This is a genomic window from Rugamonas fusca (assembly GCF_014042365.1).
Lineage (GTDB): Bacteria > Pseudomonadota > Gammaproteobacteria > Burkholderiales > Burkholderiaceae_D > Rugamonas > Rugamonas fusca.
In genome coordinates, this window is sequence record NZ_JACEZS010000012.1 from 177,063 (window position 1) to 201,218 (window position 24,156).

At 67.9% G+C, this 24,156-nt stretch carries 21 protein-coding genes and 1 tRNA gene; 8 read left to right on the forward strand and 14 right to left on the reverse strand.

Translation table 11 applies throughout. The annotated features are described in order from the left end of the window. Positions 1-55: 55 nt before the first annotated feature. Together trhP and H3H36_RS15430 are read right to left on the reverse strand one after the other, a co-directional pair. Complete coding sequence (gene trhP, locus H3H36_RS15425) at positions 56-1,420, reverse strand: prephenate-dependent tRNA uridine(34) hydroxylase TrhP (RefSeq protein ID WP_182218975.1); 1,365 nt, start codon at positions 1,418-1,420, stop codon at positions 56-58. 100 nt (positions 1,421-1,520) lie between these two features. Continuing rightward, a complete protein-coding gene (locus tag H3H36_RS15430) occupies positions 1,521-2,339 on the reverse strand; it encodes a substrate-binding periplasmic protein (protein WP_182218976.1) in 819 nt (272 codons plus the stop codon). A gap of 164 nt (positions 2,340-2,503) precedes the next feature. Here H3H36_RS15430 and H3H36_RS15435 point away from each other — a divergent pair, with 164 nt between their 5' ends. Continuing rightward, positions 2,504-3,574: a serine endopeptidase gene (locus tag H3H36_RS15435; RefSeq protein ID WP_182218977.1), complete on the forward strand. Its 1,071-nt coding sequence runs from the start codon at positions 2,504-2,506 to the stop codon at positions 3,572-3,574. A gap of 134 nt (positions 3,575-3,708) precedes the next feature. Beyond that, complete coding sequence (locus H3H36_RS15440; protein WP_182218978.1) at positions 3,709-3,900, forward strand: hypothetical protein; 192 nt, start codon at positions 3,709-3,711, stop codon at positions 3,898-3,900. A gap of 12 nt (positions 3,901-3,912) precedes the next feature. Here H3H36_RS15440 and H3H36_RS15445 read toward each other — a convergent pair whose 3' ends face one another. Continuing rightward, positions 3,913-4,425: a DUF2306 domain-containing protein gene (locus H3H36_RS15445; RefSeq protein WP_182218979.1), complete on the reverse strand. Its 513-nt coding sequence runs from the start codon at positions 4,423-4,425 to the stop codon at positions 3,913-3,915. Between the two features lie 311 nt (positions 4,426-4,736). Between H3H36_RS15445 and H3H36_RS15450 the strand changes: the two genes are divergently transcribed. Both H3H36_RS15450 and H3H36_RS15455 read left to right on the forward strand, forming a co-directional pair. Continuing rightward, positions 4,737-6,452, forward strand: coding sequence for a DUF1800 domain-containing protein (locus tag H3H36_RS15450; protein WP_182218980.1), 1,716 nt, complete (start codon positions 4,737-4,739; stop codon positions 6,450-6,452). A 9-nt stretch (positions 6,453-6,461) separates the two neighbouring features. Then, positions 6,462-7,862 (forward strand): DUF1501 domain-containing protein, encoded by a 1,401-nt coding sequence (locus tag H3H36_RS15455; RefSeq protein WP_182218981.1) that lies wholly within the window; start codon positions 6,462-6,464, stop codon positions 7,860-7,862. A 52-nt stretch (positions 7,863-7,914) separates the two neighbouring features. Here the strand turns inward: H3H36_RS15455 and H3H36_RS27070 are convergent, their stop codons facing one another. From H3H36_RS27070 to H3H36_RS15495, 8 genes are all read right to left on the reverse strand, one after another. Further along, positions 7,915-8,574, reverse strand: a complete 660-nt coding sequence (locus tag H3H36_RS27070) for a PEPxxWA-CTERM sorting domain-containing protein (protein WP_229219929.1) — start codon at positions 8,572-8,574, stop codon at positions 7,915-7,917. A 292-nt stretch (positions 8,575-8,866) separates the two neighbouring features. Then, positions 8,867-8,953, reverse strand: a tRNA-Leu gene (locus H3H36_RS15465). A gap of 86 nt (positions 8,954-9,039) precedes the next feature. After that, the gene (locus H3H36_RS15470; protein WP_182218982.1) at positions 9,040-10,137 is read right to left on the reverse strand and encodes a transporter; all 1,098 of its coding nucleotides are present in this window, start codon (positions 10,135-10,137) and stop codon (positions 9,040-9,042) included. Between the two features lie 53 nt (positions 10,138-10,190). Continuing rightward, complete coding sequence (locus H3H36_RS15475; protein ID WP_182218983.1) at positions 10,191-11,825, reverse strand: bifunctional 3-(3-hydroxy-phenyl)propionate/3-hydroxycinnamic acid hydroxylase; 1,635 nt, start codon at positions 11,823-11,825, stop codon at positions 10,191-10,193. Positions 11,826-11,878: 53 nt separating this feature from the next. Continuing rightward, complete coding sequence (locus tag H3H36_RS15480; RefSeq protein ID WP_182218984.1) at positions 11,879-13,816, reverse strand: acyl-CoA synthetase; 1,938 nt, start codon at positions 13,814-13,816, stop codon at positions 11,879-11,881. Positions 13,817-13,847: 31 nt separating this feature from the next. Further along, positions 13,848-14,873, reverse strand: coding sequence for an alcohol dehydrogenase catalytic domain-containing protein (locus H3H36_RS15485; RefSeq protein WP_182218985.1), 1,026 nt, complete (start codon positions 14,871-14,873; stop codon positions 13,848-13,850). Further along, positions 14,870-15,826 (reverse strand): fumarylacetoacetate hydrolase family protein, encoded by a 957-nt coding sequence (locus H3H36_RS15490; protein WP_182218986.1) that lies wholly within the window; start codon positions 15,824-15,826, stop codon positions 14,870-14,872. The genes H3H36_RS15485 and H3H36_RS15490 overlap by 4 nt, the downstream gene beginning before the upstream one ends. 46 nt (positions 15,827-15,872) lie before the next feature. Then, positions 15,873-17,015, reverse strand: a complete 1,143-nt coding sequence (locus H3H36_RS15495) for a VOC family protein (RefSeq protein ID WP_182218987.1) — start codon at positions 17,013-17,015, stop codon at positions 15,873-15,875. A 181-nt stretch (positions 17,016-17,196) separates the two neighbouring features. Between H3H36_RS15495 and H3H36_RS15500 the strand changes: the two genes are divergently transcribed. Together H3H36_RS15500 and H3H36_RS15505 are read left to right on the forward strand one after the other, a co-directional pair. Then, positions 17,197-17,886: a TetR/AcrR family transcriptional regulator gene (locus H3H36_RS15500; protein ID WP_182218988.1), complete on the forward strand. Its 690-nt coding sequence runs from the start codon at positions 17,197-17,199 to the stop codon at positions 17,884-17,886. A gap of 136 nt (positions 17,887-18,022) precedes the next feature. Further along, the gene (locus tag H3H36_RS15505; RefSeq protein WP_182218989.1) at positions 18,023-18,214 is read left to right on the forward strand and encodes a hypothetical protein; all 192 of its coding nucleotides are present in this window, start codon (positions 18,023-18,025) and stop codon (positions 18,212-18,214) included. A gap of 13 nt (positions 18,215-18,227) precedes the next feature. On the opposite strand, the gene H3H36_RS15510 is transcribed toward H3H36_RS15505, so the two are convergent. From H3H36_RS15510 to H3H36_RS15520, 3 genes are all read right to left on the reverse strand, one after another. After that, positions 18,228-19,712: an APC family permease gene (locus H3H36_RS15510; protein WP_182218990.1), complete on the reverse strand. Its 1,485-nt coding sequence runs from the start codon at positions 19,710-19,712 to the stop codon at positions 18,228-18,230. Between the two features lie 80 nt (positions 19,713-19,792). Beyond that, positions 19,793-21,199 (reverse strand): FAD-binding oxidoreductase, encoded by a 1,407-nt coding sequence (locus H3H36_RS15515; RefSeq protein WP_182218991.1) that lies wholly within the window; start codon positions 21,197-21,199, stop codon positions 19,793-19,795. After that, entirely contained in the window at positions 21,196-22,251 is a 1,056-nt protein-coding gene (locus tag H3H36_RS15520) for a DUF1338 domain-containing protein (RefSeq protein WP_229219930.1), read from the reverse strand. The genes H3H36_RS15515 and H3H36_RS15520 overlap by 4 nt, the downstream gene beginning before the upstream one ends. A 176-nt stretch (positions 22,252-22,427) precedes the next feature. Between H3H36_RS15520 and H3H36_RS15525 the strand changes: the two genes are divergently transcribed. Together H3H36_RS15525 and H3H36_RS15530 are read left to right on the forward strand one after the other, a co-directional pair. Next, a complete protein-coding gene (locus H3H36_RS15525) occupies positions 22,428-23,339 on the forward strand; it encodes a LysR family transcriptional regulator (RefSeq protein ID WP_182218992.1) in 912 nt (303 codons plus the stop codon). A 279-nt stretch (positions 23,340-23,618) separates the two neighbouring features. Continuing rightward, positions 23,619-24,156, forward strand: a 538-nt coding sequence (locus tag H3H36_RS15530) for a TonB-dependent receptor plug domain-containing protein (protein WP_182218993.1), incomplete at its 3' end; no start/stop codon positions are given.

Genomic DNA, 24,156 nt, shown 5'->3' on the forward strand with positions numbered 1-24,156 from the left:
GCCGCCCACCTGGCGGGCGGGCCGGCCGATTTCAAGGAGGATGAAACGCCGGGCGTTACAGCATGCGCGCCAGCAGCGCCTTGTCAAAGCGTTGGTCGAGCGCGATACGCACGCGGTGGCCGCTGCCGGGCGCCGCATCCATGGGAGCGCCGTCCAGCGACTGGATCTGCTCCACCCGCACCAGCGTGTTGCCGGTTGGGTGCAGCACTTCCAGCTGGTCGCCCACGGCGAAGCGGTTCTTCACGTCCACCTCGGCCCAGCCATCGCGCACACCCTGCACGTCGCCCACGTACTGGCTGCGATGCAATTCGGAGGCGCCGGCCATGTAGTTCTGGTGGTCCTGGGTATGGTGGCGCTGGTAGAAGCCGTCCGTGTAGCCGCGGTTGGCCAGGCCCTGCAACTGGCCCAGCAAGTCCATATTGAACGGCCGGCCGGCCACGGCGTCGTCAATGGCCGCGCGGTACACCTGGGCCGTGCGGGCCGCGTAGTACAGCGACTTGGTGCGCCCTTCGATCTTGAGCGAATCGACGCCGATCCTGACCAGCCGTTCCACGTGCTCCACGGCGCGCAAGTCCTTGGAGTTCATGATGTAGGTGCCGTGTTCGTCCTCCAGGATGGGCATCAGCTGGCCGGGGCGCTCCGCTTCCTCGATCATGTAGGGACGGTCGGCCAGCGGGTGACGCTGCATGTCGCCCATGGCCGAGAACGAGGCGTTGGCCTCGTCCAGCGCCTGACGGTAATTGAGGCTGATGCTCTCGACGGGGATGCGGGCCAGGTCGCCGCTGGCATCCTCGCCGGCGTTCATCACCTTGTAGTCCCAGCGGCAGGAATTAGTGCAAGTGCCCTGGTTGGGGTCGCGGTGGTTGAAATAGCCCGACAGCAGGCAGCGGCCCGAATAGGCGATGCACAGCGCGCCGTGCACGAACACTTCCAGCTCCATCTCCGGGCATTGCTGGCGGATCTCCTCGATCTCGTCGAGCGACAGTTCGCGCGACAGGATCACGCGCGTCAAGCCCATGCGCTGCCAGAACTTGACGTCGGCCCAGTTCACGGCGTTGGCCTGCACGGACAGGTGGATAGGCATGTCGGGCCACTGGTCGCGCACCATCATGATCAGGCCGGGGTCGGCCATGATCAGCGCGTCGGGCTTCATGGCGATCACGGGTTCCATGTCGCGCAAATAGGTCTTGAGCTTGCTGTTGTGGGCGAAGATGTTGCTGGCAACGAAGAACAGCTTGCCGCGCGCGTGCGCCTGCTCGATGCCCTGCGCCAGCGCTTCCGGGCGCGAGAATTCGTTGTTGCGCACCCGCAGGCTGTAGCGCGGTTGGCCCGCATACACGGCGTCGGCGCCGAAATCGAAGGCGGCGTGCATCTTGGCCAGCGAACCGGCGGGCAGGAGGAGTTCTGGAGCGCGAAGCATAATGGCTTTCAAAAACGGAAAAAACCGATTATTTTATGCGCGCCGCGCACGCCCTGTCCGGCGTAATGCGCCCGCCTTGATTTCACGCATGGCATGGCAATTAATGCAATGAATCCTGGTGACGTGGCGCCGGCGCCGGGTCGGGATCGCTGATCTCGTAGCGTTGCAGCAGGCGCGCGTAGTCGCCCGACATCTTCATCTGGGCCAGCCCCGCGTCGAGCTTCGCGGCGATGCCGCGCGCGCCCGCGCGCCTGGCGGAAAAGCCCACCACCAACGGCAGGTAGTTCTCCAGGCAACCGCGCTGGCGCACGAACGCCTGCTCGCCGAGCTGGGCCAGCAGGTGATGCATCACCGTCTCGTGCTCGAGCACGACGTCGTAGCGGCCATACAGCAGCTTGCGAATGTTCTTTACGCCCGCGTCTTCCCCGTAGTTGAATTCCACCCGCTCGTGATTGCGCCGCTCCCTGGCCAGGTAGGCATCCATGGGACCGTCGTCGTAGCCATAGTCGGCGATCACGCCCAATTGCTGCTGCGCCAGCGACGCCAGGCCCTGGTAATGCCAGGAGCTAACGCTGCGGGTGTAGAAACAGGCGCGCGAACGGATCAACGGTGTGCTCATGATGAGGCGCTTGTCGATGGCCGGTGCGTACAGGCCATCCATCTGCCCGCCCAGCGTGAGGGCCAGCGCGCGGTTCAGCGGCATCAACTGCGGTTCGACCGGCAGGCCGGCCAGTTCCAGCGCCCGGGCGGTGGCATCGACCAGGAAGCCGGAGGTGATGGTACGGCCATCGCTGCCCACGCAGATGTAGGGACACCAGTCGTCCGAAGCGATGCGCAAGGGCGGCGCGGCCCGGGCCGGCGCCATGTACGTCAAGGCCAGCGCCAGCGCGCCAGCCTGCGTCCACATCAAGCACCGCATCGGCCCTCCTCCCGGCGCCATGGCCGCTTTTCTGACACCAGCGGCTTATCATGCCATTGGCCACAGGTGGCCGCAAGCGGCCTCACGCAATGTCCACAAACCGCCACGCCGGCGTTTCCACAATGCTACTATTGGCCTGATCACCACGCCACCACGGAGACTCCATGAGCAAGACCCTGCGCCGTTCCCAGACCTGGTTCCAGCGTGCCTTGTGGCTGGTCGCTTTCGTGTTCGCCTGGTTCCTGATCGGCCTCGGTGGCAAGCTCATCAACAATCTCGGCGGCGCCGAGCCCATGCCGTCGCTGGAACAGTTCATCGACGCCGGCCAGGCGACACAGGTGCGCGCGCAGCAGGAGCGTGCCGACCAGGTGATCGCGGCGGCCAACGACGCGCTGGCCCAGGCCCGCCAGCAGCACCAGGTGGCGCAAGCGAACACGCGCGCGGCGGCCGAGACGTTCCAGAACTGGCTGGCCACACGCCATGCCACGGCCCGCCCGGACCAGGACCCGGACCTGATCGCCCGCACGCGCGAACTGGATCAATTCAAGGCGGTCGAGCGGCAGGCGCTGTCGGCCGTGCAGCAACAGCAGCAGGTGCTGCTGGACGCGCAACAGCAGCGCCAGCACGCCAACCTGCGGCGTCAGGAACTGGAAAAGCCGGCGCTGGACGCGCTGGAACGGGCCATGCAGCGGCGCGAACTGCACATCTTCCTGTACCGCCTGATGCTGACGGCGCCACTGCTGGCCGTGGCCGGATGGCTGTACGCAAAGCAGCGCAAGAGCGCCTATTGGCCTTTCGTGTGGGGTTTCATCTTCTTCGCCGGCTTCGCCTTCTTCGTCGAACTGGTGCCCTACCTGCCCAGCTACGGCGGCTATGTGCGTTACCTGGTGGGGATCTTGCTGACGGTCGTGATCGGGCGCCAGGCCATCGTCGGCCTGCAGCGCTACCTGGCCCGCCAGCAGCAACAGGAAGCGTTGCCGGAAACGGAGCGCCGCGCCACGCTCAACTACGAGCTGGCCTTGAAGCGGCTCGGCCATGGCTTGTGCCCCGGTTGCGAACGCAGCGTGGACCTGAAGGACACGACGCTGGACTATTGCCCCCACTGCGGCATCGGCCTGTTCGACCATTGCGGGCGATGCAAGGTGCGCAAGAACGCCTTCCTCAACTTCTGCCAGCTGTGCGGCACACCAGCCCGGCCCCATACGGCGGACGCCCGGGACCAGGCCCGGCCATGAACATTGCATCACGCAAGCAAGTGTCGTTTAAATGATGCAAATGTGACAGGATTAATTCGGCAACGTTACTTTTTGAATCATGACGTAGTAAAATGACAGCCTCGCTCACCCGCGTACCCGCCAACGAGGCCGACATGGACAACGCACACCCGCCCCGCCGCAATACCGAAATGGCCAGCATCGTGGACCAGGCCATCGCGCTCGACGCGCGCTTGGGCGCGGCCAACGCCTGGGTCTACATGGCATCGGCGCAGGTGCCGCTGCCGGTAGTCAAGCGGGTGCTGGGCATGCCAGCCCAGCGCCGCAGCGCCAACCGCATAAACTGAATCACCGCCAAGTCACTGTCCCGCCGTCGGCTGCTGGTCGTAGATGCGCGACGATGGCGCGCTGGGCGCCGTGCGGCCCCAGAAATACGACACCGTCATCAGGAACGCCAGCAGCGCCAGGCCCTGCGTGTACACCAGCGGGAAATGGCGCATCTCCAGCACGTGCGTGCGCGTAAACACCTCGTGGATCAAGGCCGCCACCAGCTGGTAATAGCTGAACAGCATGGCGCTCAGGTGGATGCGCAGCCAATACCGGCGCGGCGCCTGCAGGCAGGCGCCGCCGAAGGCCAGGGCCAGGCAAGCGAGGGACAGCAGCGCGAACCCGTGGAACAGGTGGAAAGCGGCGATCTTGTGGATGCCCAGCGCGCTCAGGTTGGCCACGGCCGCGCCGTACAGGTAGTGGCGTCCGGCCCGCTTGTGCGCCCGGTCGCCCTTGGGCTCGGACAGCACCAGTGCACCCGCGACCAGCGCGTACAGGGACGCCAGCGTGTGCAGCCAACCGATCGCGCTCAAGTGTAAAGCCATACCACCCGTCTCCTTCGCCTTGTCTCCACGCCGCCGCGTCACGTTCCCTGCCGCCAGGCGCCGAATGTTTCAACCAGATTAACGCCAGCCGGCGCCGTTGTATAGCACAGCCTGCCTCGCCACCCTGGGCAGCTGTTGCTTGAGAGATACAGCGCGACGGGGCCCTGCCGGCGCCGCGCAAGCCATGTGTAACAGCCGTGTAACACCGCTGAGCATGCCCGGCAATCTGGTATATATTTTTCCTCAAGCAATCACCCCGACGCTGTCACGCAGTCCCCGCAATCAAGTTTCCCGCTCGATGAGGACCAGCCATGCCCGCTCCCACGTCCGCACCACCCGCACCATCGGCGCCGCCGGCCGCGGCCAACGCCGGCGCCTATGCCACCACCGCCCTGACGGCCGCTACCCTGCTGGCGGCCTGTGGCGGCGCCAGCCCCGGCGCGCCCGACAGCCCCAGCCCCCGCCCCAGCGTGCTGGGCACCGTGATCCGGGCCGACGCCATCAGCGACGCCGACGCGGCCCGCTTCCTGGCCCAGGCCGCCATGGGCAGCGAGCGCGCGCAGATCGCCGCCGTCCAGCAACTCGGCTATGAAGGCTGGCTGGAGGCCCAGTTCGCCCTGCCCGCCTCCGGCACGCGCTGGGACTGGCTGGTGGCCAAGGGCTACAACGCCAGCACCTATAAGAATTCGGAAGCGGGGTTCGACGCGGCCGCCTGGCGCAAACTGATCAGCTCGCCCGACACGCTGCGCCAGCGCGTCACGCTGGCCCTGTCCGAAATCATCGTGGTCGCCATCGACGGCCTGGTGGGCCTGGGCTGGCGCGCCTTCTCGGCCGCCGCCTGGCTGGACCTGCTCGAAGCGCACGCCTTCGGCAATTACCGCGCGCTGCTGGGCGCCGTGTCCACCAGCGTGGCCATGGGCCAGTTCCTCACCTTCCGTGGCAACAGCAAGGCCAATCCGGCCACGGGCTCCCACCCGGACGAGAACTACGCGCGCGAGCTGATGCAGTTGTTCACCATTGGCCTGGTCCAGCTGAACGGCGACGGCACGCCCCGGCTGGCCGGCGGCGCGCCCATCTACACCTACGGGCCCGATGACGTGAGCGGGCTGGCGCGCATCTTCACAGGCTGGGACGTGGACCTGGCCGGCACCACGACGGCCAGCCCGGACTTCATCCGCCGCCCGATGCGCCAGTACCCAGCCCGCCACGAGACGGGCGCTGCCACCTTCCTCGGTCACACGGTGCCGTCCGGCCTGGGCGGCGCCGATGCGCTGCAGGCCGCGCTCGACATCATCTACGCCCATCCCAACGTGGCGCCCTTCATCGGCCGCCAGCTGATCCAGCGCCTCGTCACCAGCAACCCCAGCCGCGCCTACGTGGCACGGGTGGCGGCCGCGTTCAATGACGACGGCCAGCACGTGCGCGGCAACCTGCGGGCCGTGCTCAAGGCCGTGTTGCTCGATCCCGAAGCGCGGGCCAGTGGGTCCGGCGCCACTGCGGGCGAAGGCAAGCTGCGCGAGCCCATAGTGCGCTTCACCGGCTGGGCGCGCGCCGGCAAGGCCAGCTCGGCCACCGACAGCTGGGGCATCGGCAATACCAGCAACCCGGCCACCCGGCTCGGCCAGAGTCCGCTGCGCTCGCCCACCGTATTCAACTTCTTCCGGCCCGGCTATGTGCCGCCCAACAGCGGCATCGCCGCCGCCGGCCTGGTGGCGCCGGAGTTCCAGATCGCCAATGAGTCGTCCGTGGTCGGTTACCTCAATTTCATGCAACGGGTGGTGGCCGTGGGGGTGGGCGACGTGCTGCCCGACTACAGCGCCTGGCTGCCGCTGGCCGACGACGCGCCGGCCCTGCTGGCCGAACTGAACACGGTACTGGCCGCCGGGCAGATCGGCAGCGCCACCCAAACGCTGATGCTCGGTGCGCTCAACGCCATGCCGTCCGGCAGCGACGCGCGGCGCCTGAACCGCGTGCGCACGGCCATGCTGCTGGTGCTGGCCGCGCCCGAGTTCCTGGTACTGAAATAGGAGGCCGACATGAGCCGCGATCCCACCCTCAACGCATCCCGCCGCGCCTTTTTGCAACGGGCCTCGGCCCTGTCCGTGGCTGGCGCCGCCACGCCGTGGCTGCTGAACCTGGCCGCCATGGCCGAGGCGGCCGCCGCCACCGCCAGCGACTACAAGGCCATCGTTTGCGTGTTCCTGTACGGCGGCAACGACTACGGCAACACGCTGGTGCCATATGACAGCGCCAACTACAACGCCTATTACAACCTGCGCCCTGGCCTGGCCTACGGCCGCGCCAGCCTCGATGGCACAGTGCTGGCGCCGGTGACCACACCCGTGGACGCGGGCGGCTTCCCGCGCCAGTACGCGCTGGCGCCGGAACTGGCGCCACTGCTGCCGCTGTTCAATGCGGGCCAGCTGGGCGTGCTGCTCAACGTGGGCACGCTGGTGCAACCGACCACCAAGCTGCAATACAGCAACAAGAGCGTGCCGCTGCCACCCAAGCTGTTCTCGCACAACGACCAGCAATCGTTCTGGCAATCGTCGGCGCCCGAAGGGGCCATGTCGGGCTGGGGCGGACGCATGGGCGACTTGTTCGTATCGGGCAATGGCAATGCGACCTTCACCTGCGTCAACGTGTCGGGTAACGCCGTGTTCATGTCCGGCAATACGGCGGTGCAATACCAGATCACGGCCGACGGCCCGGTGCCGCTGAACGCCCTGCAAAAACCGCTGTACGGATCGGCGGCCGCCAGCACGGCGCTGCAAGCGCTGGTGACCCAGCCCGGCGTGCACCTGTTCGAGCAGGAATACACGCGCGTGACGCGGCGCGCACTGGACGCCAACAGCGTGCTCAGCGCGGCGTTGGCCAGCGGGCCGGCGATCAGCACGCCCTTCCCCGCCAGCAATGACCTGGCCAGCCAGTTGCACATGGTGGCCAGGATGATCGCCAGCGCCGGCGCGATCGGCGCGCGGCGCCAGGTGTTCTTCGTCTCGCTGGGCGGCTTCGACAACCACGACGGCCTGAACACGGTCCATCCGGGGCTGCTCACCAGCGTGGCCGAGGCCATGGCCGCCTTCCACGCCGCGACGGTGGAGCTGGGCGTGGCCGCCAGCGTGACGTCGTTTACGGCGTCCGACTTCGGCCGCACGCTGACGGTCAACAACGACGGTTCGGACCACGGCTGGGGCAGCATGCACTTCGTGCTCGGCGGCGCCGTCCATGGCCAGCGCTACTATGGCGTGCCGCCGGCCGTGGCCAGCGACGGGCCGGACGACGTGGGCCAGGGCCGCCTGCTGCCCACCACTTCGGTTGACCAGTACGCGGCCACGCTGGGCAGCTGGATGGGGGTGAGCGACAGTGATCTGCTCACCGTGCTGCCCAACCTGCGAAATTACCAGCCATCGACGCGCAAGCTGGGCTTCGTCTGAATCGTTTTGCATTGATCCTGGCGAAGGCGGCCGGGCCGCCAGCGCCACGGGACTACTTCTGTTTGCGGCGGCGGGCCATGAAACCGAGCACACCGAAGCCAGCCAGCAGCATGGCATAGGTTTCCGGTTCCGGAACCGCGCTCACATGCTGGTCGCGGGCGAAGATGGTCAGGTTCGAGAAGCCAGGCACCTGGCCGCCGTGGTTGACCCAGTTGATGACCCAGTTGCCGGTGTTGCCCAGCGGCGAGCTGCTCAGCGCCTGATTGTCGAAGAAGAACACACCGCTGTTATTGGACGCGTGCATGGCGAACACCAAGTCGACGGTCACCGGCTTGTTGACGGTGATGGTCCAAGTGCCTTTCTTGGCGTCACTGCCTGGCGTTTCAGTGAAATTGATTTTGTAGTTGACGCCGCCGAACGTGGCGGTGCTGGTCGCCGAGGCGACGCTGGAACCGGTGACCTTGCTCAACAGCGACCACGGGCCGCCGGGCCACTGGCCATTGAAAGCGCTGATGTTGCCATTCGGACCTTGTTGTGGATTGGAAGTGGTAATAAGGCAGCTGTCGGCGATCTCGCCGTCCAGGGTCACGTCGTTGCGGGACGCGTTACCCACCGATACATTGGTGCAAGCCAATCCGAGTGCCATGGCGGGAGCGCCAACCGTGACCAGGCCAGCGAGGATGGAGGTGCTAAGGATTGCTTTTAATTTCATGGAGTTGCCCTTTTTATTGAGTGCCTTGCCAAAACCACCGGACTAAAAATTATCTGCACCAACGCGCCTCATAGTAGCGGGCACATCACGCAGCCAAAGAATTCTTAATGCAATTTAAGAATATTAACACATGAACAATTAACAGTAAACAACAGCAATATTAATAGCATTTTGCCATCCAACAGCCCATGGCTTGCGCGTGCGGGGCCTGGCACGGCATGGGCAAGAAAAAACCCGCAGGCCGGGCAGGCGTGCGGGTCGCGGGACTTGCGTCGAGTTTCAGCTATGTACTTGGTGCCCGGAGCCGGAATCGAACCGGCACGCCCTTACGAGCGGGAGATTTTAAGTCTCCAGTGTCTACCAGTTTCACCATCCGGGCAGCGAGGCGAGATTCTAGCACAGGCATAGTCAAAATCACCAGTTTTCCCGCGCGGAAAGCGCCTCGAAAAGCGCGCACCCCAGGCGTCAGAACAGCTTGATCAAGCGGAGCTGGGTGAAATTGCCATGCTTGATGTTGCGCGACGATGTGCTCGTCATATATTGCACCGTCAACGCCGCGTCGATGCCGGGGACCTTGGTGGTGAAGAACGCCCCCGCATCATTGGAGCGCGCGCGGCTGGCGCCGAACGGATTGTTGTCGTCGTCCTGGTATTGGCGCAAGTAGATGCCGTGCACGCCGATCACGCCGATCGCCGTCTTGTAGCCGGCCGCCGCCTCCATGCTGACCCAGTTGCCGCTGCGCAGTTGGTTGTCCTTGTTGCGGGTGTTCAAGCCGACCGAGAACTTGCTCGCCAGGCCGATCTGCGGCGTGGGCAGCCAGGCGATCTGCAGCGCCGGGCGCAGCGTGTAGAAATTGCCCACGCCGATATGGGGACCGGGACTGGTGTCATATCTCCCCGTCGGCAGTACCACGCTGGCGCCGGCCAGCACATTGATGTGCTCGCGGTTGTACAGCCAGGCCGCCTGCAACTCCAGGTCGCCGATGCCGGTCGTCTCGCCGCTGAAGTCGGCCGCCTGGGCCGCCGGCGCGCCCTGGTACTGCTGGTTGAATTGTGCCTGCACGGCCCATTGCACCACCTCCGGGACAGCCGGGTTCCAGCGCAGTTGCGGCGTGTCCGCGCGCACGCCGATGACGTGCTTCTTTTTTGCGTACGGCAAGTCGAGGACAAAGGCCAGCCTGCCGCCGCCATAACGGTCGGTGGTGATGTAGCCCAGCGCCAGGTCGGCGCGCGTCATCGGTCCGGTGGCGTCGAAGTGCGCGGTATTGGCGCCGTAGCCTGGATACAGGGCCGATGGCGTGGGCGCCGGCAGCGGCACCACGCCGCCGGGGATGGGCTGGGTCAGCGCCCGGCCATCGTCGCCCGTGACCTTGCTGATGTCGACCTGCGTGAAGGCGATGCCGGCGGCCCACCCGGTCTGGTCGGGCGGCGCGAACATCTCGCCTCCCAGGCTGCCGGCAAGGTTGTAGCGCGGCTCGAATGCCTCGGCGGCGATGGCGGACGTGGCCGCCAGGGTGGCGCCCGCGAACGCGGAACAGGCCACGGTTTTCTTGAATTTGTTCATCTTGTCTCCTCGTTGTTAAAACATTGCGGCAGTCTGCGCTGCCTGTCGGCGGGTCAGGCTGGCCCGGCAGCCTTCCATCCGGGCGCCGTCGCGGGCGCGGGGGCCAGCCCCGCACCCAATATCGCCAGCGCCTCGTCGATCACCGCGTCCACCTCGGCCAGCGGCCCGTCGTGCATGACGGTGCGATCGGGCCGCACCACGGCCACCCACCCCACCGGCGCCGCGCCGGGCACCAGCGTATTGCTCAGGTCCTCCCAATCACGCTCGCCGAGCGCGCCCTGCCCGCGCGGCTGGAACGACACGATCACGCCGCCAACCTGGGCCCAGGCCACGCGCCGCCAGCCATCCAGAGCGGCGGCCGGATCGCAACCAAAACCCACCAGCGCCAGCCGCTGGCCCAACGCGTCGTCGCTCAATACGATGGGCTGGCCGACACCGCGCCGCACCAGTCCCTGCGGCAGCATGCCGCCACGCACCAGGCGCGCGCCGCGTTGGGCGGCCTTGAACAGCCCCCGGCCAAAGCGGTTCTGCGGTTTGATCTCCAGGTCCTGGAAATAGGAACGCGTGGCCGGTATGCGCTGCGTGAGCGACATCAGGCCATGGATCAACAGGGCCGCCACGCGGTTGCGCGGCATGACCAGGCGCCCCATCCACAGCGCCAGCCGGACGATGGACTTGGCGTGCGGACGGCGCTCGGTGTCATAGCTGTCGAGGATGGTGGCGGCGGCCCTGCCCTGCACCACCCAGGCCAGCTTCCAGCACAGATTGGCCGCGTCGCGCAGTCCCGCCACCAGTCCCTGACCAACAAAGGGTGGCGTGATATGGGCCGCGTCGCCGGCCAGGAACACCCGGCCGCGCGAGAAACGGTTCACCACGCGGGCGTGGAAACGGTAGACGGCCGTGCGTTCGATGGTGATGTCTTCCGGCCGGCACCACGGTTGCAGCAAGGCGCGGATGCTCTCCGGCCGCTCCATCTGCTCGCGCGTTTCGCCCGGGCGCAGCATGAATTCCCAGCGCTGCCGGCCACCCGGCGCCGGCATGTGCGGCGTGGGGCGCCGCGGATCGCACATGAACTCGATGTGATCGATCGGGTTGGGCACGTCCCTGGCGTCGACCACCAGCCAGTCCTGGGCGAAGGTCTTGCCATGGAAGTCCATGCCGGCCTGGCGCCGCACGAAGGAACTGGCGCCGTCCACGCCCACCACGTAGCTGGCCCGTACGGTGGCGCACTGGCCATCGGCCAGCCGCAATTGTGCGAGCACGCCGTGCTCCTGCTCGGTGAAATCGGTCAGCTCGACGCCCAGCGCGAGCTGCACGTTGGGATAGGCGGCCAGCCGCGCGCGCAGGACCCGCTCCAGTTCCGGCTGATAGAACGTCACCAGCCGGGGATGGCCATCGACGTGGCCGGCCGTGTTGGCGCGCGCATAGCGTCCCAGCAGCGGGGAGCGCATCTGCACCTTGGCGATGGCCTGGGTGGCGAACGCGCCCTCCTCCAGTCCGGCCATTTGCAGGATGCGCAGCGCTTCGTTGTCCAGCGCGATGGCGCGCGGCGCCATGAACACGTCGGTGGCCCTGTCGATCGCCAGGGTGCGCACGCCGTAGCGTCCCAGCAGGTTGGCGGCGGCCGCGCCCACGGGGCCCAGGCCGACCAGCAGCACGTCTACCACCGGGGGGATGGTTTGTCTCATGTCGTTTGCTCTCTTTTGAAAAATGGGTTGCTCGCCAGGGCGTGGGGCGCGCGTCAATCGCGGCTCACCACGTCGAACGGGACGCTGAATTGGCCCAGCAAGGCGCGCACGCGCGCCGCGTCGTCGGCCGCGCACGCGACTTCCAGCACCATGCCCCGTTGCAGGTCGGCGCGCCCACGTACGGTGGCGGGCAACTGCGCGGCCGCCAGCAGCCGCTGGAACACGTGTTCGGCGGCCTGCAGGCGCAGCGCCGCCTTCGCCACCTTGCCCACCGCCGTCAGCGCCATCTGGTCGAGGATGACCACCCGCACGGGAACGGCGGCCCGCTCCGGCACCAGTTCGCGCGCCGCCGCCAGCAAGGCTTCCGCGCTGGCCGTGGCGCCCGGCTTGAGGGTCACATAGGCCACCGGCAGCTCGCCCGCGTGCGCGTCGGGCTGGCCGACAGCGGCCACCATCGCCACGGCCGGGTGGCGCAGCAAGGCGTCCTCGATCATGGCTGGATCGATGTTGTGGCCGCCGCGGATGATCAGCTCCTTGGCACGGCCGGTCAGGTGCAGGTAGCCGTCGGCATCGATAAAACCCAGGTCGCCCGTATTGAGCCAGCCCGGCTTGAGCCAGATGCCGCCGTTGTCGGCCTCGCGCAGATAGCCGGGGAACACGTTGGGGCCGCAAATACCGATCACCCCCACCTCGCCCTGGCCGCACGGCGCGATCGCCTGTCCGGCCGCGTCCACGCGCCAGGCCTGCAGTTGCTGGTACGGCAAGCGCAGGCCGACGGTGCCCAGCCGGCGCTCGCCCTCAGGCGGATTGCAGGCGGACACGCAGGCGCCCTCGGTCAGACCATAGCCCTCGTACAACCGCACCCCGGTGGCGGCCTCGAAGCGGCGCGCCACGTCGGCCGGCAGCGCCGCCGCGCCGCAGATCGCGTAGCGCAGCGAGGAGATGTCGATGCCCGCATGGGGCACGTCGGCCAGGGTGGCGTAGATGGTGGGCACGGCACTGAAGCTGGTGGCGCGGAACCGTTCGACCAGACGCCAGAAATTGGCCAGCACGTCCTTGCCGCGATAGCCCGCTGGGGTCAGCAGCACCACTTCGGCGCCCGCGTGGAAGGCCGCCAGTCCCGTCACCATGGCGCCGTTCACGTGGAACAGCGGCAGACCGCACAGCAGCACGGCGTCGCCCGGCGTCCACGCGGCCAGCGCCCATGCGACGAAAGTCTCGTTCAGGTGCGTGTGGGCGGCCACCTTGGGCAGGCCCGTGGTGCCGCCCGTGTGGAAGTAGGAGCACACATCGGTGGCGGCGATGACGCGGCCCGACACCAGCGCCCGGTCCGGCTGGTCGTTGAGCGCGGCGTCGAAATCGAGCACGGCGACGTCTTCCCGGCCTGGCCGGGGCGCCCGCTCGAACAGGGCCTGCAGCATCGGCCGCGCGGCGGCATCCAGGTAACCATCGGCCCGCACGGCGTACACGGTGCGGATGGTGGGACAGCGTTCGACCACCGCCATGGCCTTGTCCCAGATATCGGTGCCGGGCAACGGCGCCAGCGCCACCAGCGCCTCGGCGCCCGTCTCGGCGACGATGGCGGCGATGTGCTCGACCTCCAGCATGGGATTGACGGGGCTGGCGATGCCGGCGGCCTGCGCGCCCAGCAGGGCATAGTGCGTCTGCGGCAAATTGGGCAGCAGCAGCGTCACGGCCTTGCCATGGACGATGCCGGCGCGGTGGAAAGCGTTGGCGGCCTGGGTCACCCGGCGCGCCAGGTTCGCGTAGCTGACCACGCATTCCGGCGCGGCCGGATCGGCGCTCATCACGAAGCGCAGCGCGCAGCGTTGCGGATGACGCGCGCAGGCCTGCATCAACAGTGCATACGTGCTGGCGGCCGGCAGCTTATCCATCCACGGCGTCTGTTCCAGTGCCAGCACGTCGGCCATGCGGCGCACGGTGCCCGTGTATGCGGCCTGGCTTGCGCCGCTGGTGATTGCTTCTGTCATTCTCGTCTCCTGATATCAATGTGATGGCCGCTCAGGCCGGGGGCAGCAGCACGGCCCGGCCGGGACGGCGCTGTTCGACATGCTGGAACGCCTGCGCGGCGTCGGACAGGTCATAAGGGGTGATGCTGGCCAGCGCCGCATAGCTGACCGCCTCGTCGGCCAGTTGCGCCAGCGCCGCGTGGTCGGGACGGAACACGGTCCACGCATAACGGGCGCCGGCCGGCACGCGCGCGCGCCACTGGCGCCGCTGGCGCAATGTGGCCAGGGCGCCCCGCAGCAGGCCCAGGCGGTCGACATTGCCCAGCATCGGATGCACCGTGGTGGCATGCCCCAGCGCGCCGGGCGCCAGCAGCGCCAGCAAGGCCGCTTCGTCTTCCCAGTCGGCGAAGTTGAGGGTGGCGGCGAAACGGCGCGGCAGGCCGGCCAGCGGCAGGCGGCGGTAGTCCAGCGCGTGCAGGGCGCCGGCCCGGCGGCAGCTATCGATCGCAGCCGCGCCGCAGGTGGCCGTGACGTGGGCGCCCCAGGCGTTCAGGATTTGCAGGGCCAGCAATCCCAGGCCACCGCCGGCGCCATGCACCAGCACGGCGCGGCCATGCGCGCTCGCGCGCTCGATGCCGGCGTCGGCCAGGGCGCGCCGCACGGTCAGGTAGTTGTAGGGCAAGGCCGCCAGCAGCGGCGCGGGAACGCCGCGCGGCCGCAGCACCGCGTGTTCCGCGCGCACCACGACATACTGGGCATGGGTGCCGGCGCTGGACGGCGGCTTGGCGCCGAACACGGCATCGCCGACCCGCAGACCGGGCACGCCGGCGCCCACGGCCGTCACCATGCCGGCGTAGTCATTACCCAGCACCAGCGGCAGGCGTGCCGCGCCGAGCAGCCCGAACAGCTTGCGGCCATAACCACCGCGCCGGCGCACGTCAATGGGGTTGACCGCGGCGGCCTGCACCCGCACGACGATCTCGCCACGTTGGGGCGCAGGAAGCGCCAGGCGGCGCAACTGCGGGACGGCGCTGGCGCCGTAGCCATCGAAGGCCGCGGCCAGGTGATGGCTGCTCATGCGGCCACGATCCGGTTGCGTTGCTGGCCCAGGTCGATGGCGCCATCGTCGGTGCGGATGGTGGCCGTCATCACGTCCTCCGGTTGCAGATAGGCGCGGTTGGACAAGCCCTTGTCGATGAACATGCGCCACTTGCCCTGCTCCGACAACAGGTGGCGGGCCACCCACATCGGCAGCTTGCCCGGCGCGCGCGCAGCGCAGCCGGCCGGCGTGCCCGTCGCGATCAGGTCGCCCGGCCGCAGGTCCTGCAGGGCGGACAACTCGGTCAGCGTCTGGTGGGGCTGGAACAGCATGTCGCCGCAATAGGCATCCTGGCGCGGCTGGCCGTTGACGCACAGGCGCATGTGCAGCTCGGGCCAGCGGCGCCATTCGTCCGCGCTCAGCAGGACCAGGAAAGGGCCGGCCGGGCCGAAGGTGCGATAGCTCTTGCCCTTGTAGAACTGCGCTTGCGGCAGCTGCACGTCGCGCGCCGACACGTCGTTGACGATGGTGACGCCGGCCAGCCATTCGTGCAGCGAATCGGGGCCGATCTCGCAGGCCGCCGTCAATGGCCGGCGCAGCACCAGTCCCAGTTCAATCTCATAGTCGAGCAGGCGCACGTGGGCTGGCCGCAGCACGTCCGCGTCGGCCGCCGCCAGGCAGGACGAGGCCTTGGTAAAGAGGGTGTTAAAGCCGATCCGGTCCGGGTCCATGCCGGACTCGCGCACGTGGCTGGCGTAGTTGATGCCCTGGCACACGAACTGCCGGTCCGTCGTGATGGGCGAGAGCAAGGTGACGGCGTCCAGCGGCAGCACGGCCTGCGCCCGCGCCGAGCGCTGCGCCAGTTCGATGCCATCGCGCACGAAGTCGGCGGTGCTGGCAAAGCTGCCGGGCAAAGGGTCGACCATGCGGCCGTGCGCCACGCCCCAGCGGCGCTGTCCCTGATACTCGAAATGGATCACTTGAATTGCCATGGTGTTCTCTCAGTGTGGTGGTGATTGCGGTGGCGGCTGCCGGGGATCAGAGCCAGGGCCGGGGTGGCGCCGACATGGCCCGCGCCAGCAGCTGGAGCCGCTGCCGGGTCAGCGCGCCGCGGCGCAGCAGGCGCAGCACCTTGAACAGCGTGCCCAGATTGCGCGCCGGCCCCATGGTCGGCGGCACGTCGTCGCCCCAGGTCCAGATGCCGGCCAGGTCCAGCGGCACGTAATGGGTTTCGTGATCGGCCGTGAACAGGTCGCCATCCGTGTAGTGCTCGAACTCCATGCCATCGGGGTCGTACCAGTAATCGAACAGCTGGCTGCCCAGCATGTGGCGGCCGATGCCCCACATGTGCCGGTGGCCATTGGCGCGCAGCACGTTGTGGCCCTGGCCCAGCGCGTCCAGGTCCAGCACTTCATAGGCGCTGTGTTCGTACTTGTCCTCGATGCCGCCGGCCAGCACCAGCGTATGGTGGTCGGCCGGCGTGTCGCCCAGGTCGAGGCGGAAGAAGCACAGGTTGGGCGAGCCATCGGCCAGGTACTGCACGTCCGTGGGGATCACGCCCAGGTGGCGCATATACCAGTGGGCCATGGTGGCGAAGTCCACCGTCTGCAGCACCACGTGGCCCAGCCGGGCGATGGCGGCCGGCTCGAGCGGTGGCCGGATGGTGGCGTTGACGCGGCGGTTCAGGCCCGGCCCGTTGGTGAGCGGATGCAGCGGCGCGCGCAGCGGCAGCGGGTCCAGCGCCGCCTGCCCGGTGACCAGCCAGAGCAGATGGCCGGCCGGATCGACCAGTTCCACGCCCTGCCCGCCGCCGGGGATGCTGCCGGCCGGCAGGCGGCGGGCGCCGGCGTGCGCTTCCAGCCGCGCCAGCTCGGCTTCGCCGTCCACGGTGAACGCGGCCCCCACATAACGGGAACGCCTGGCCTGGCGGGCCAGGTAGATGCACGGTGCCTGGCCACTGCCGCGCATCGTCAGCTGCCCGGCCGTGCGGGACACGGGCGTCATGCCGAAGTCGGCCAGGAACGCTTCCATCGCCGCCAGGTCGGGCTTGTCGAACATCAGGAAGGCCAGCGCACGGGCCTGGACCAGGGCGGCGGGACGCTCCAGCCGGCGTACCGGATGCGGCAGCGCATGCTCGGGATAGGCGGGCGGGGTATTCAGTGTCGGGGGTGTGGCGGGCATGGCGTCTCCTGTCAATTCTTGACCAGGGTCAAGGAAATTTGATTTTGTACTGACATTATCGTCATTTTGACGAACGTGTCAACTCAATTTACGGGCGCGCTGGCGTACCGTGTTGCCTGTGGCATACTGGCGGTTCGTTGACAAACAGGCAGGAAGGCGCCGCTCTCGCACGGCGACAGGCATGACAAACACAGAATTGACAGTGGATCACCGCACGCGGGTGGCGGCGCAACGGCGCGAGCGCACGCGCGCCAGGCTGCTCGAAAGCGCGCTGCAGGTATTTGCGGAAAAAGGGCCGGAAGCGGCCGTCATCGACGACGTGATCGCGCTGGCCGGCATGGCGCGCGGCTCGTTCTACAACTACTTCCGCACCAACGAGGAATTGCTGGCGGGGGTGGCCGGTGCGCTCAGCGACGAATTGCTGCGCCTGATCGACCCGGTGGTGCAATTGCATGCGGACCCGGCCGCGCGGGTGGCCTGCGGCGCGCGCCTGCTGCTGCATGCGGTACGCGGCTATCCGCTGCTCGGCGCCTTCCTGTCGCGGCTCAAGCTGCCCGTGGCGGACGGCCAACTGATCGGGGTGGCTTTCCTGGCGCGCGACCTCGACGCCGGGATCGCCCAACAGCGCTTCGCGCCCATGCTGGTGCGCGTGGCCATCGACCTGGTCACGGGCACGCTGCTGTGCGCGGCCCAATCCCAGGCGCGGGAAACGCTGCCGGCCAACTATCCGGAAGCGGTGGTGCACGCCGTGCTGCTGGGACTGGGGATCCCGGCCGACGAGGCGGCGCGACTGGTCGCCCTGCCCTTGCCAAAGATCGTCTTGCCGGACAATTCAATATTGAACAGGACCGCCGCCGCCGACCGACCTTAAGCGCTGGCAGCGACGTCGAGAAGACACGCGGCGTGCAAACCCGGCCCAGTCGCGGCGCCGCCTCGCACGCTTGAATGCTGGCGCCGACTCAAAGAAATTGCGGTTCCACTACAATGGACATAGGCGGAGAACAGCCATGTCCACTGAAAAAACACCCACTCCCAGGACCAACCTCGACAAGGTGGTCGATGCCGGCATCGCCCTCAAGGAAGTATCGGGCATGCGGGCGGCGGCCAAATTCATGGCGACGCTCGGCGTGCCGGACGCCGTGATCGCGCGCGTGCTGTGCGAGCCGGCGTGGCGGCGCCGCGCCGCCAGCCGCGATTAGCGAGACGACAGGTTCAGGCGGCGCTACGCAGTAGCGGATTCAGGCGCGAATTGCGCAGGCCGTAAGCGAAATACGCGGTTACAGCCACGCCCATCCACGCGAAAAACACGTGGAAGGTGGCGGCCGACAAATCCTTCATGATGAACAAGCAGGCCACGATGCTCAGCGCCGGCACCAGGTACGGGCCGAACGGCACGCGGAAGCCATCGACGTCGGCGCCGATGCCCTTGCGCCGCATGACCGGCACGGCGATGGCCACCACGATGAAGGCCGTCAGTGTGCCCATGCTCACCATGTCCCACAGGAAGGTGGCGTCCACCAGCCCGGCCGTCAATCCCACCACCAGGCACACGATCACCGTGTTGCTGACCGGCGCCAGCGTGCGCGGATGCACGCGCTGGAAGGTCTTGGGAATCAGTCCGTCGCAGGAAATGGCGAACAGGATGCGGGTCTGCCCGTAGATCGTCACCAGCGTGACGGAGAACACCGACACCACGGCGCCGGCCGACAGCACCAGCGCCGGCCACGCCTTGCCCGTCACGTTCTGCACGATCACGGCCAGCCCCGCCTCCTGGCCATCGAACATGCGGGCCGGCTGCGCGCCCACGGCGGCCACCGCCACCAGCAGGTAAAACACGGTGACGATGGCCAGCGCCGCCAGAATCCCCACCGGGACATTACGCTTGGGGTTCTTCACCTCCTCGCCGGCCGTGGCGATGGTGTCGATACCGATGAAGGAAAAGAACACGGTGCCGGCGGCGGCCGTCACGCCGGCCATGCCCGCGTAGCCCTTGCTGTTGTCGGCGTTGAAGAACGGGTGGAAGTTGGCTGCGTCAAAGCCGGAAAACGCGATCACGACGAAGAAGATGATGATGGCCAGCTTGACCAGCACCAGCACCGCGTTGGCCGTGGCCGACTCCTTCGTACCACGCAACAGCAGGTAGCCGCACATGATCACCAGCACCATGGGCGGCAGGTTGATGGCGCCCGGATGGAATTCCGTGCCGTGCGGGCCGGCGGCGAACATGGGCGAGCGCAACGCGGCCGGAATGTGCCAGCCGCAGGCGTTGACGAGGAAGTTGTTCAGGTAGTCCGACCAGCCGATGGCCGTGGCGCTGGCCGCCAGCCCGTATTCGAGCAGCAGGCAGGCAGCCATGATGAAGGCGGCGAACTCCCCCACCGTGGCATAGGCGAACGAGTAGGAGGAACCGGCGGCCGGTATGCGGAACGACAGCTCGGCGTAGCACAATGCCGTCAATCCGGCCGTCAGCGCGGCCAGCAGGAAGGCCAGGATGACGGACGGCCCGGCCTTGGGCACCGCTTCCACCAGCGTGAAGAAAATGCCGGTGCCGATGGTGGCGCCCACCCCGATCATGGTGAGCGGGAACAGGCCCAGCGTGCGGCCCAGGCCATGGGCGGAACGTTCAGGGCCGGCGCCATCCTCGGCATGGGCGGCGACGGGCTTGGTGCGGCACAGTTGTCGGGCAAACGCTTGCATGGTCCATCGTCCTGTCTCGAAGTCGCGCGCGGCCGGATGGCCGCGCACCTGCTGCCCTGACGCTGCCCTGACGTGGCGCGTCAGTCGAAATGCACGTTACGCCACTGCAGGGCCGGCATCATGGCCGATTGCAGTTCACCTGCCAGGCGGCGCACGGGCGCCGGCGTGTAGCGCTGGTAGTAGGCCCGGTTGTACGGCCCGATGCCATGTTCGGCGCTGAAACTGCCGTCGTAATCGCGCACCACCGTGTCGAGCAGCGTGGTGCGCAAGGCGGCGATGGCCTCATCGTCGAGCGCCTGCGGACCCGTCTTCGGCGCCACCAGGTTGTAGTGCAGGCCGCCGTCGGCCACGTGGCCGAAGTCGCAGATGCGCACGCCCGGCCAGGAGGCGGCCAGCCACTGCTGCCCCCACGCGCGGAACGGCGCCCAGTGCTTGCGCGGCAGCGCGATATCGAACGCGATCACGCGGCCTTCGTGGCGCAGCGCGTCGCTGATGCCGTGCCGCAGGGCCCACAGCATGTCCTGGTCGCCAAACAGCGCGTCGGACAGCAGTTCCTGTTCCATCAAGGCGCCCAGCGCGTCCTGCAGCACCGTGTCCAGCGCCAGCGCGCGGGCCGGCAGCGACGTGCTCAACTCGACCAGCAGCGCATACGGCGGCACCTGCCCCGCCGGGAACGGATTGCGCACCGAGGGCACGTTGCGGAACACGGCCTGCATGGCTTCCTGCGACATGCCTTCGACGGAGGCGATGAATTCGGGCAGCTCGCGCTCCAGCGCGGCCAGCAGCGGCATCACGGCCGCGCTGGATGCAGGCACCACCAGCGCCGTCGCGCGCTGCGCCGGCAAGGGATGCAGGCGCACGGTGGCGCGCAGGATCACGCCGAACGCGCCGCCCGTGCCGCACAACAGCTGCTTGAAATCGACGCCCGTATTATTCTTGCGCAGCGCGCTGCCAAAGCGCAGCATGCCGCCACGCTCGGGCAGCCACGCGTCCACCGCGCACAGGTTGGCGCGCACGTCGCCGTACTTGATCAACCGCGCGCCGCCCGTGTTGGAGGCGATCATGCCGCCGATGGTGGGATCGGCCGACAGGTCGATCGGGAAGCACAGGCCCATGGCGGCGGCGGCCTCGTTCAGTTCGGACAGGCGCACGCCGGCGCCCACGGTGGCCGTGCGCTCATCGGCGTCGATGGTGATGCTGTCCTTGAGCCGGTCCAGACTGAACACGAACTGGCGTCCGCTGGCGTCCGGCGTGGCGGCCGCCACCAGGCCCGTGTTCGCGCCTTGCAGCACGAATGGCGCGCCATGCGCGTGCAGCAGCGATAGCGCCGCCTCGGCCTGTTCCGGCGTGGCCGGCCGCAGCACGGCCACCGCCACGCCCTGGCCGTAGCGCGCGCCCTGCACGTAGGGCGCGCAGTCGGTGCTGGCCGTCAGCATGCCGGCCTGGCCCAGCAGGCCGTCCAGCTGTGCGAGCAGCTGGACGCTCATGCCGCCTTGGCCATCGTTGCCGCGGCGCCGTCGGCCGACGTCATCTTGAAAATGGCGGTGGCGTTGCTGCTGTCAAAGCCCAGGTCCAGCACTTCTTCGCCGTCGGCGTTGCGCACGCGGTCGCGCGAGATGAATTCGTAGAACGAGCCGGGCACGCGGCGCACCACGCAGCCGTTCGGCGTGCGGAACACGCGCTCCACCTGGGCCGCGCGGTAAGCCGTCTGGCGCATGGTGCCGCGTGCCGCCTCCTCGATGGCGGGCTTGATCGAACGGCCCAACTGCTGCTGTTCGGCCGACAGCGCGTGCAAATCGGGCACGCGGTCCGTCACGTGGTTGAAGGCGTTGCCCTCGGTGGCGATCCACGCCATTTCCTGCGATTCCTTGAGCAGCAGTTCATAGTCGTCCAGCGCCGGCACGTCGTGCTGGCGGGCGAAGCAGCGCACCAGCGATTGCAGCAGCGTCACGGCGTCGGCCAGCGGCAGGCTGCGCCGGGCTTCCAGTTCCTTCAGCAGGTCCAGGTCGCGCGCGTCCAGCGGATCGACCGAGCTGGCCACGACGCGGCCCACGGCGGCCTGGAACTCGGGCGAGAAGCGCTCCACTTCCAGTTCGCTGACGAAGAACTGGGGAATGTCTTCCGGCAGATCGGCGTGCACGTAGGCGCGGCCCATCATTTTCAGGCGCGGCAGCGGGTAGTTTTCGTTCAGGCGATAACCGAGCGGCGCCAGGAAGCGGGTGATGGCCGCCTCGCCGCACGGCAGCTGGCCATTGGCGGCGATCTTCACGGAGCGCACGGCGCCATGGTCGAAGAACACGCGGCGGCCGCTGGCCACGGCGTCTTCCGTGTAGGCCTTGCCTTCGGGGACGCGCTCGAGCAGGTCGCGGAACAGCAGCACGTTCATGGCGTAGGCGATTTCGGCGCGCGTGACGGCCACGGTGGCGTCGCCGTTGCCGGGCGCGTCGCACAATTCGGCCGGCACGTGCATCAAACGGGTCATGCGGGCGGTGGCGGCGGCGCCGATGCAGGAGGTCAGGAGGTAATCGAGGGTGGTCATGGTGAAAAAAGCAGCACTGCCGCAAATGGTGAAGTTGCGCCGATTATTCGATATGCCCCGGAAGCCCCACAAGCGAAATGATTTCGACGCCATATTCCATTTGAGAATACCCTTTTCGCGCCGGATGCGGGACAATGGCGGCAGAGACTGTTTCGCCATAAGAATTCGCCTACGCCATGCGCCTCAACCTGCCCTCCCTGTCCGCCCTGCACGCCTTCGAGATGGTGTACAAGCTGCAAAACATCAGCGCCGCTGCCAACGCGCTGGCCCTGACCCAGAGCGCCGTGAGCAAGAAGATCCTGGCGCTGGAAGCGTATTTCGAGCAGCCCCTGTTCGAGCGCCAGGCCAGCGGCCTCGTGCCAACCGCCGCCGCTGAGCTGCTGTGGACCCGCCTGCCGCCCTGCCTGGACGAGCTGGAAGGCGTGATGCAGGAAGTGCTGGCCTCGCGCGATGGTGGCGGCGTGCTCAACCTGGCCGTGTTCCCCACCTTCGCCACCAAGTGGCTGGTGCCGCGCCTGCCGCTGCTGTACGAAGCCCACCCCGGCCTGACGCTGAACCTGAAGATTCAGCTGAGCCGCGTGGACTTCGGCGGCACCGGCATCGACGCCGGCATCGTCTTCGGCCGCCCCGGCTGGCCCCAGTGCGAGCACCACAGGTTGTCAAGTGAAACCCTGGTGCCCGTGTGCAGCCCCGGCTTCATCGAACGCCACGGCCGCCCGGCCGACATGGCGGGACTGACGGCCTACACGCTGCTGCACCAGACGTCGCGCTCGGACAGCTGGCCCAACTGGTTCGACGCGCACGGCATCGTCGCCCCGCCCAAGGAACAGGGCCTGCATTTCGAACTGTTCTCGATGGCGGTGGAGGCGGCCAAGGCGGGGTTGGGCATCGGCCTGCTGCCGGCCATGTTCGTGGCCGACGAAATCAAGCGCCAGGCGCTGGTCGAACTGTTCCCGCCCGAGCAGCAATCGGACAGCGCCTACTACCTGATCTACCCCAAGCGCAAGGCCGGCCTGCCCGGCGTGATCACATTCAAGCGCTGGCTGCTGGACCAGCACGAGCGCGAACGGGCGAACGCGGCCGACTGACGCCCTCCCCCTGTTGCTACTTTCCTACAAGCGAGCCCGCCCGCGCGGGCGCGCGGCGTTGCTACGCCCGTCCGTTCCGGCCCATGGCCCCGGCATTCCAATCCGGAATATGGCGAGGAAAACATTTCCATTGATACCCCGCAACAGCTGCCGAATAATCAACTGACCGAAGCACCGGAAACCGTGGCAAATTCGCCGCCCACCCCGGCGCCGGCCAGCCGACAACACACGACAAGACCCGCATGCCCCGGCTCATGCGGACAACAATACGGAGACACCATGCTTACCCCCACCCTTTTGCGTCGCGCGGTCCTGTTCAGTTTGTACGGCGGCGCGGCCCTGGCCGGCCTGAGCCCGGCCGCCCAGGCCCAGACCGCCCCCGCCGCCGCCAAGGACGACACGATGCAAACCGTGAACGTGGTCGGCTCGCGCCGCGTCGCCAGTTCCGCCACCGACACCACGGTGCCGGTCGACGTGATTCCCTTGAACAAGGTGGCTGAATCGGGCGGCCAGTTCGACCTGGCCCAGACCCTGACCAATATTTCGCCCTCGTTCAACTCGACCCGCCAGACCGGCGCCGACGGCGCCGACCTGGTCGACTCGGCCGCCCTGCGCGGCCTCGGTTCGGACCAGACCCTGGTGCTGGTGAACGGCAAGCGCCGCCACACGACGGCCCTGGTCAACCTGTTCGGCGCGCGCAACCGCGGCAACACGGGCACCGACATGAACGCCATCCCCATGCTGGCCATCAAGGACGTGCAAGTGCTGCGCGACGGCGCCGCCGCCCAGTACGGCTCGGACGCCATCGCCGGCGTGC

Coding starts and splice junctions, on each gene's coding strand:
- H3H36_RS27070 (WP_229219929.1), bottom strand. CDS start 8,574: ATGAAATTAAAAGCAATCCTTAGCACCTCCATCCTCGCTGGCCTGGTC.
- H3H36_RS15470 (WP_182218982.1), bottom strand. CDS start 10,137: ATGAACAAATTCAAGAAAACCGTGGCCTGTTCCGCGTTCGCGGGCGCC.
- H3H36_RS15450 (WP_182218980.1), top strand. CDS start 4,737: ATGCCCGCTCCCACGTCCGCACCACCCGCACCATCGGCGCCGCCGGCC.
- H3H36_RS15490 (WP_182218986.1), bottom strand. CDS start 15,826: ATGGCAATTCAAGTGATCCATTTCGAGTATCAGGGACAGCGCCGCTGG.
- H3H36_RS15445 (WP_182218979.1), bottom strand. CDS start 4,425: ATGGCTTTACACTTGAGCGCGATCGGTTGGCTGCACACGCTGGCGTCC.
- H3H36_RS15440 (WP_182218978.1), top strand. CDS start 3,709: ATGGACAACGCACACCCGCCCCGCCGCAATACCGAAATGGCCAGCATC.
- H3H36_RS15505 (WP_182218989.1), top strand. CDS start 18,023: ATGTCCACTGAAAAAACACCCACTCCCAGGACCAACCTCGACAAGGTG.
- H3H36_RS15500 (WP_182218988.1), top strand. CDS start 17,197: ATGACAAACACAGAATTGACAGTGGATCACCGCACGCGGGTGGCGGCG.
- H3H36_RS15510 (WP_182218990.1), bottom strand. CDS start 19,712: ATGCAAGCGTTTGCCCGACAACTGTGCCGCACCAAGCCCGTCGCCGCC.
- H3H36_RS15430 (WP_182218976.1), bottom strand. CDS start 2,339: ATGCGGTGCTTGATGTGGACGCAGGCTGGCGCGCTGGCGCTGGCCTTG.
- H3H36_RS15525 (WP_182218992.1), top strand. CDS start 22,428: ATGCGCCTCAACCTGCCCTCCCTGTCCGCCCTGCACGCCTTCGAGATG.
- H3H36_RS15480 (WP_182218984.1), bottom strand. CDS start 13,816: ATGACAGAAGCAATCACCAGCGGCGCAAGCCAGGCCGCATACACGGGC.
- trhP (WP_182218975.1), bottom strand. CDS start 1,420: ATGCTTCGCGCTCCAGAACTCCTCCTGCCCGCCGGTTCGCTGGCCAAG.
- H3H36_RS15495 (WP_182218987.1), bottom strand. CDS start 17,015: ATGCCCGCCACACCCCCGACACTGAATACCCCGCCCGCCTATCCCGAG.
- H3H36_RS15520 (WP_229219930.1), bottom strand. CDS start 22,251: ATGACCACCCTCGATTACCTCCTGACCTCCTGCATCGGCGCCGCCGCC.
- H3H36_RS15475 (WP_182218983.1), bottom strand. CDS start 11,825: ATGAGACAAACCATCCCCCCGGTGGTAGACGTGCTGCTGGTCGGCCTG.
- H3H36_RS15515 (WP_182218991.1), bottom strand. CDS start 21,199: ATGAGCGTCCAGCTGCTCGCACAGCTGGACGGCCTGCTGGGCCAGGCC.
- H3H36_RS15455 (WP_182218981.1), top strand. CDS start 6,462: ATGAGCCGCGATCCCACCCTCAACGCATCCCGCCGCGCCTTTTTGCAA.
- H3H36_RS15435 (WP_182218977.1), top strand. CDS start 2,504: ATGAGCAAGACCCTGCGCCGTTCCCAGACCTGGTTCCAGCGTGCCTTG.
- H3H36_RS15485 (WP_182218985.1), bottom strand. CDS start 14,873: ATGAGCAGCCATCACCTGGCCGCGGCCTTCGATGGCTACGGCGCCAGC.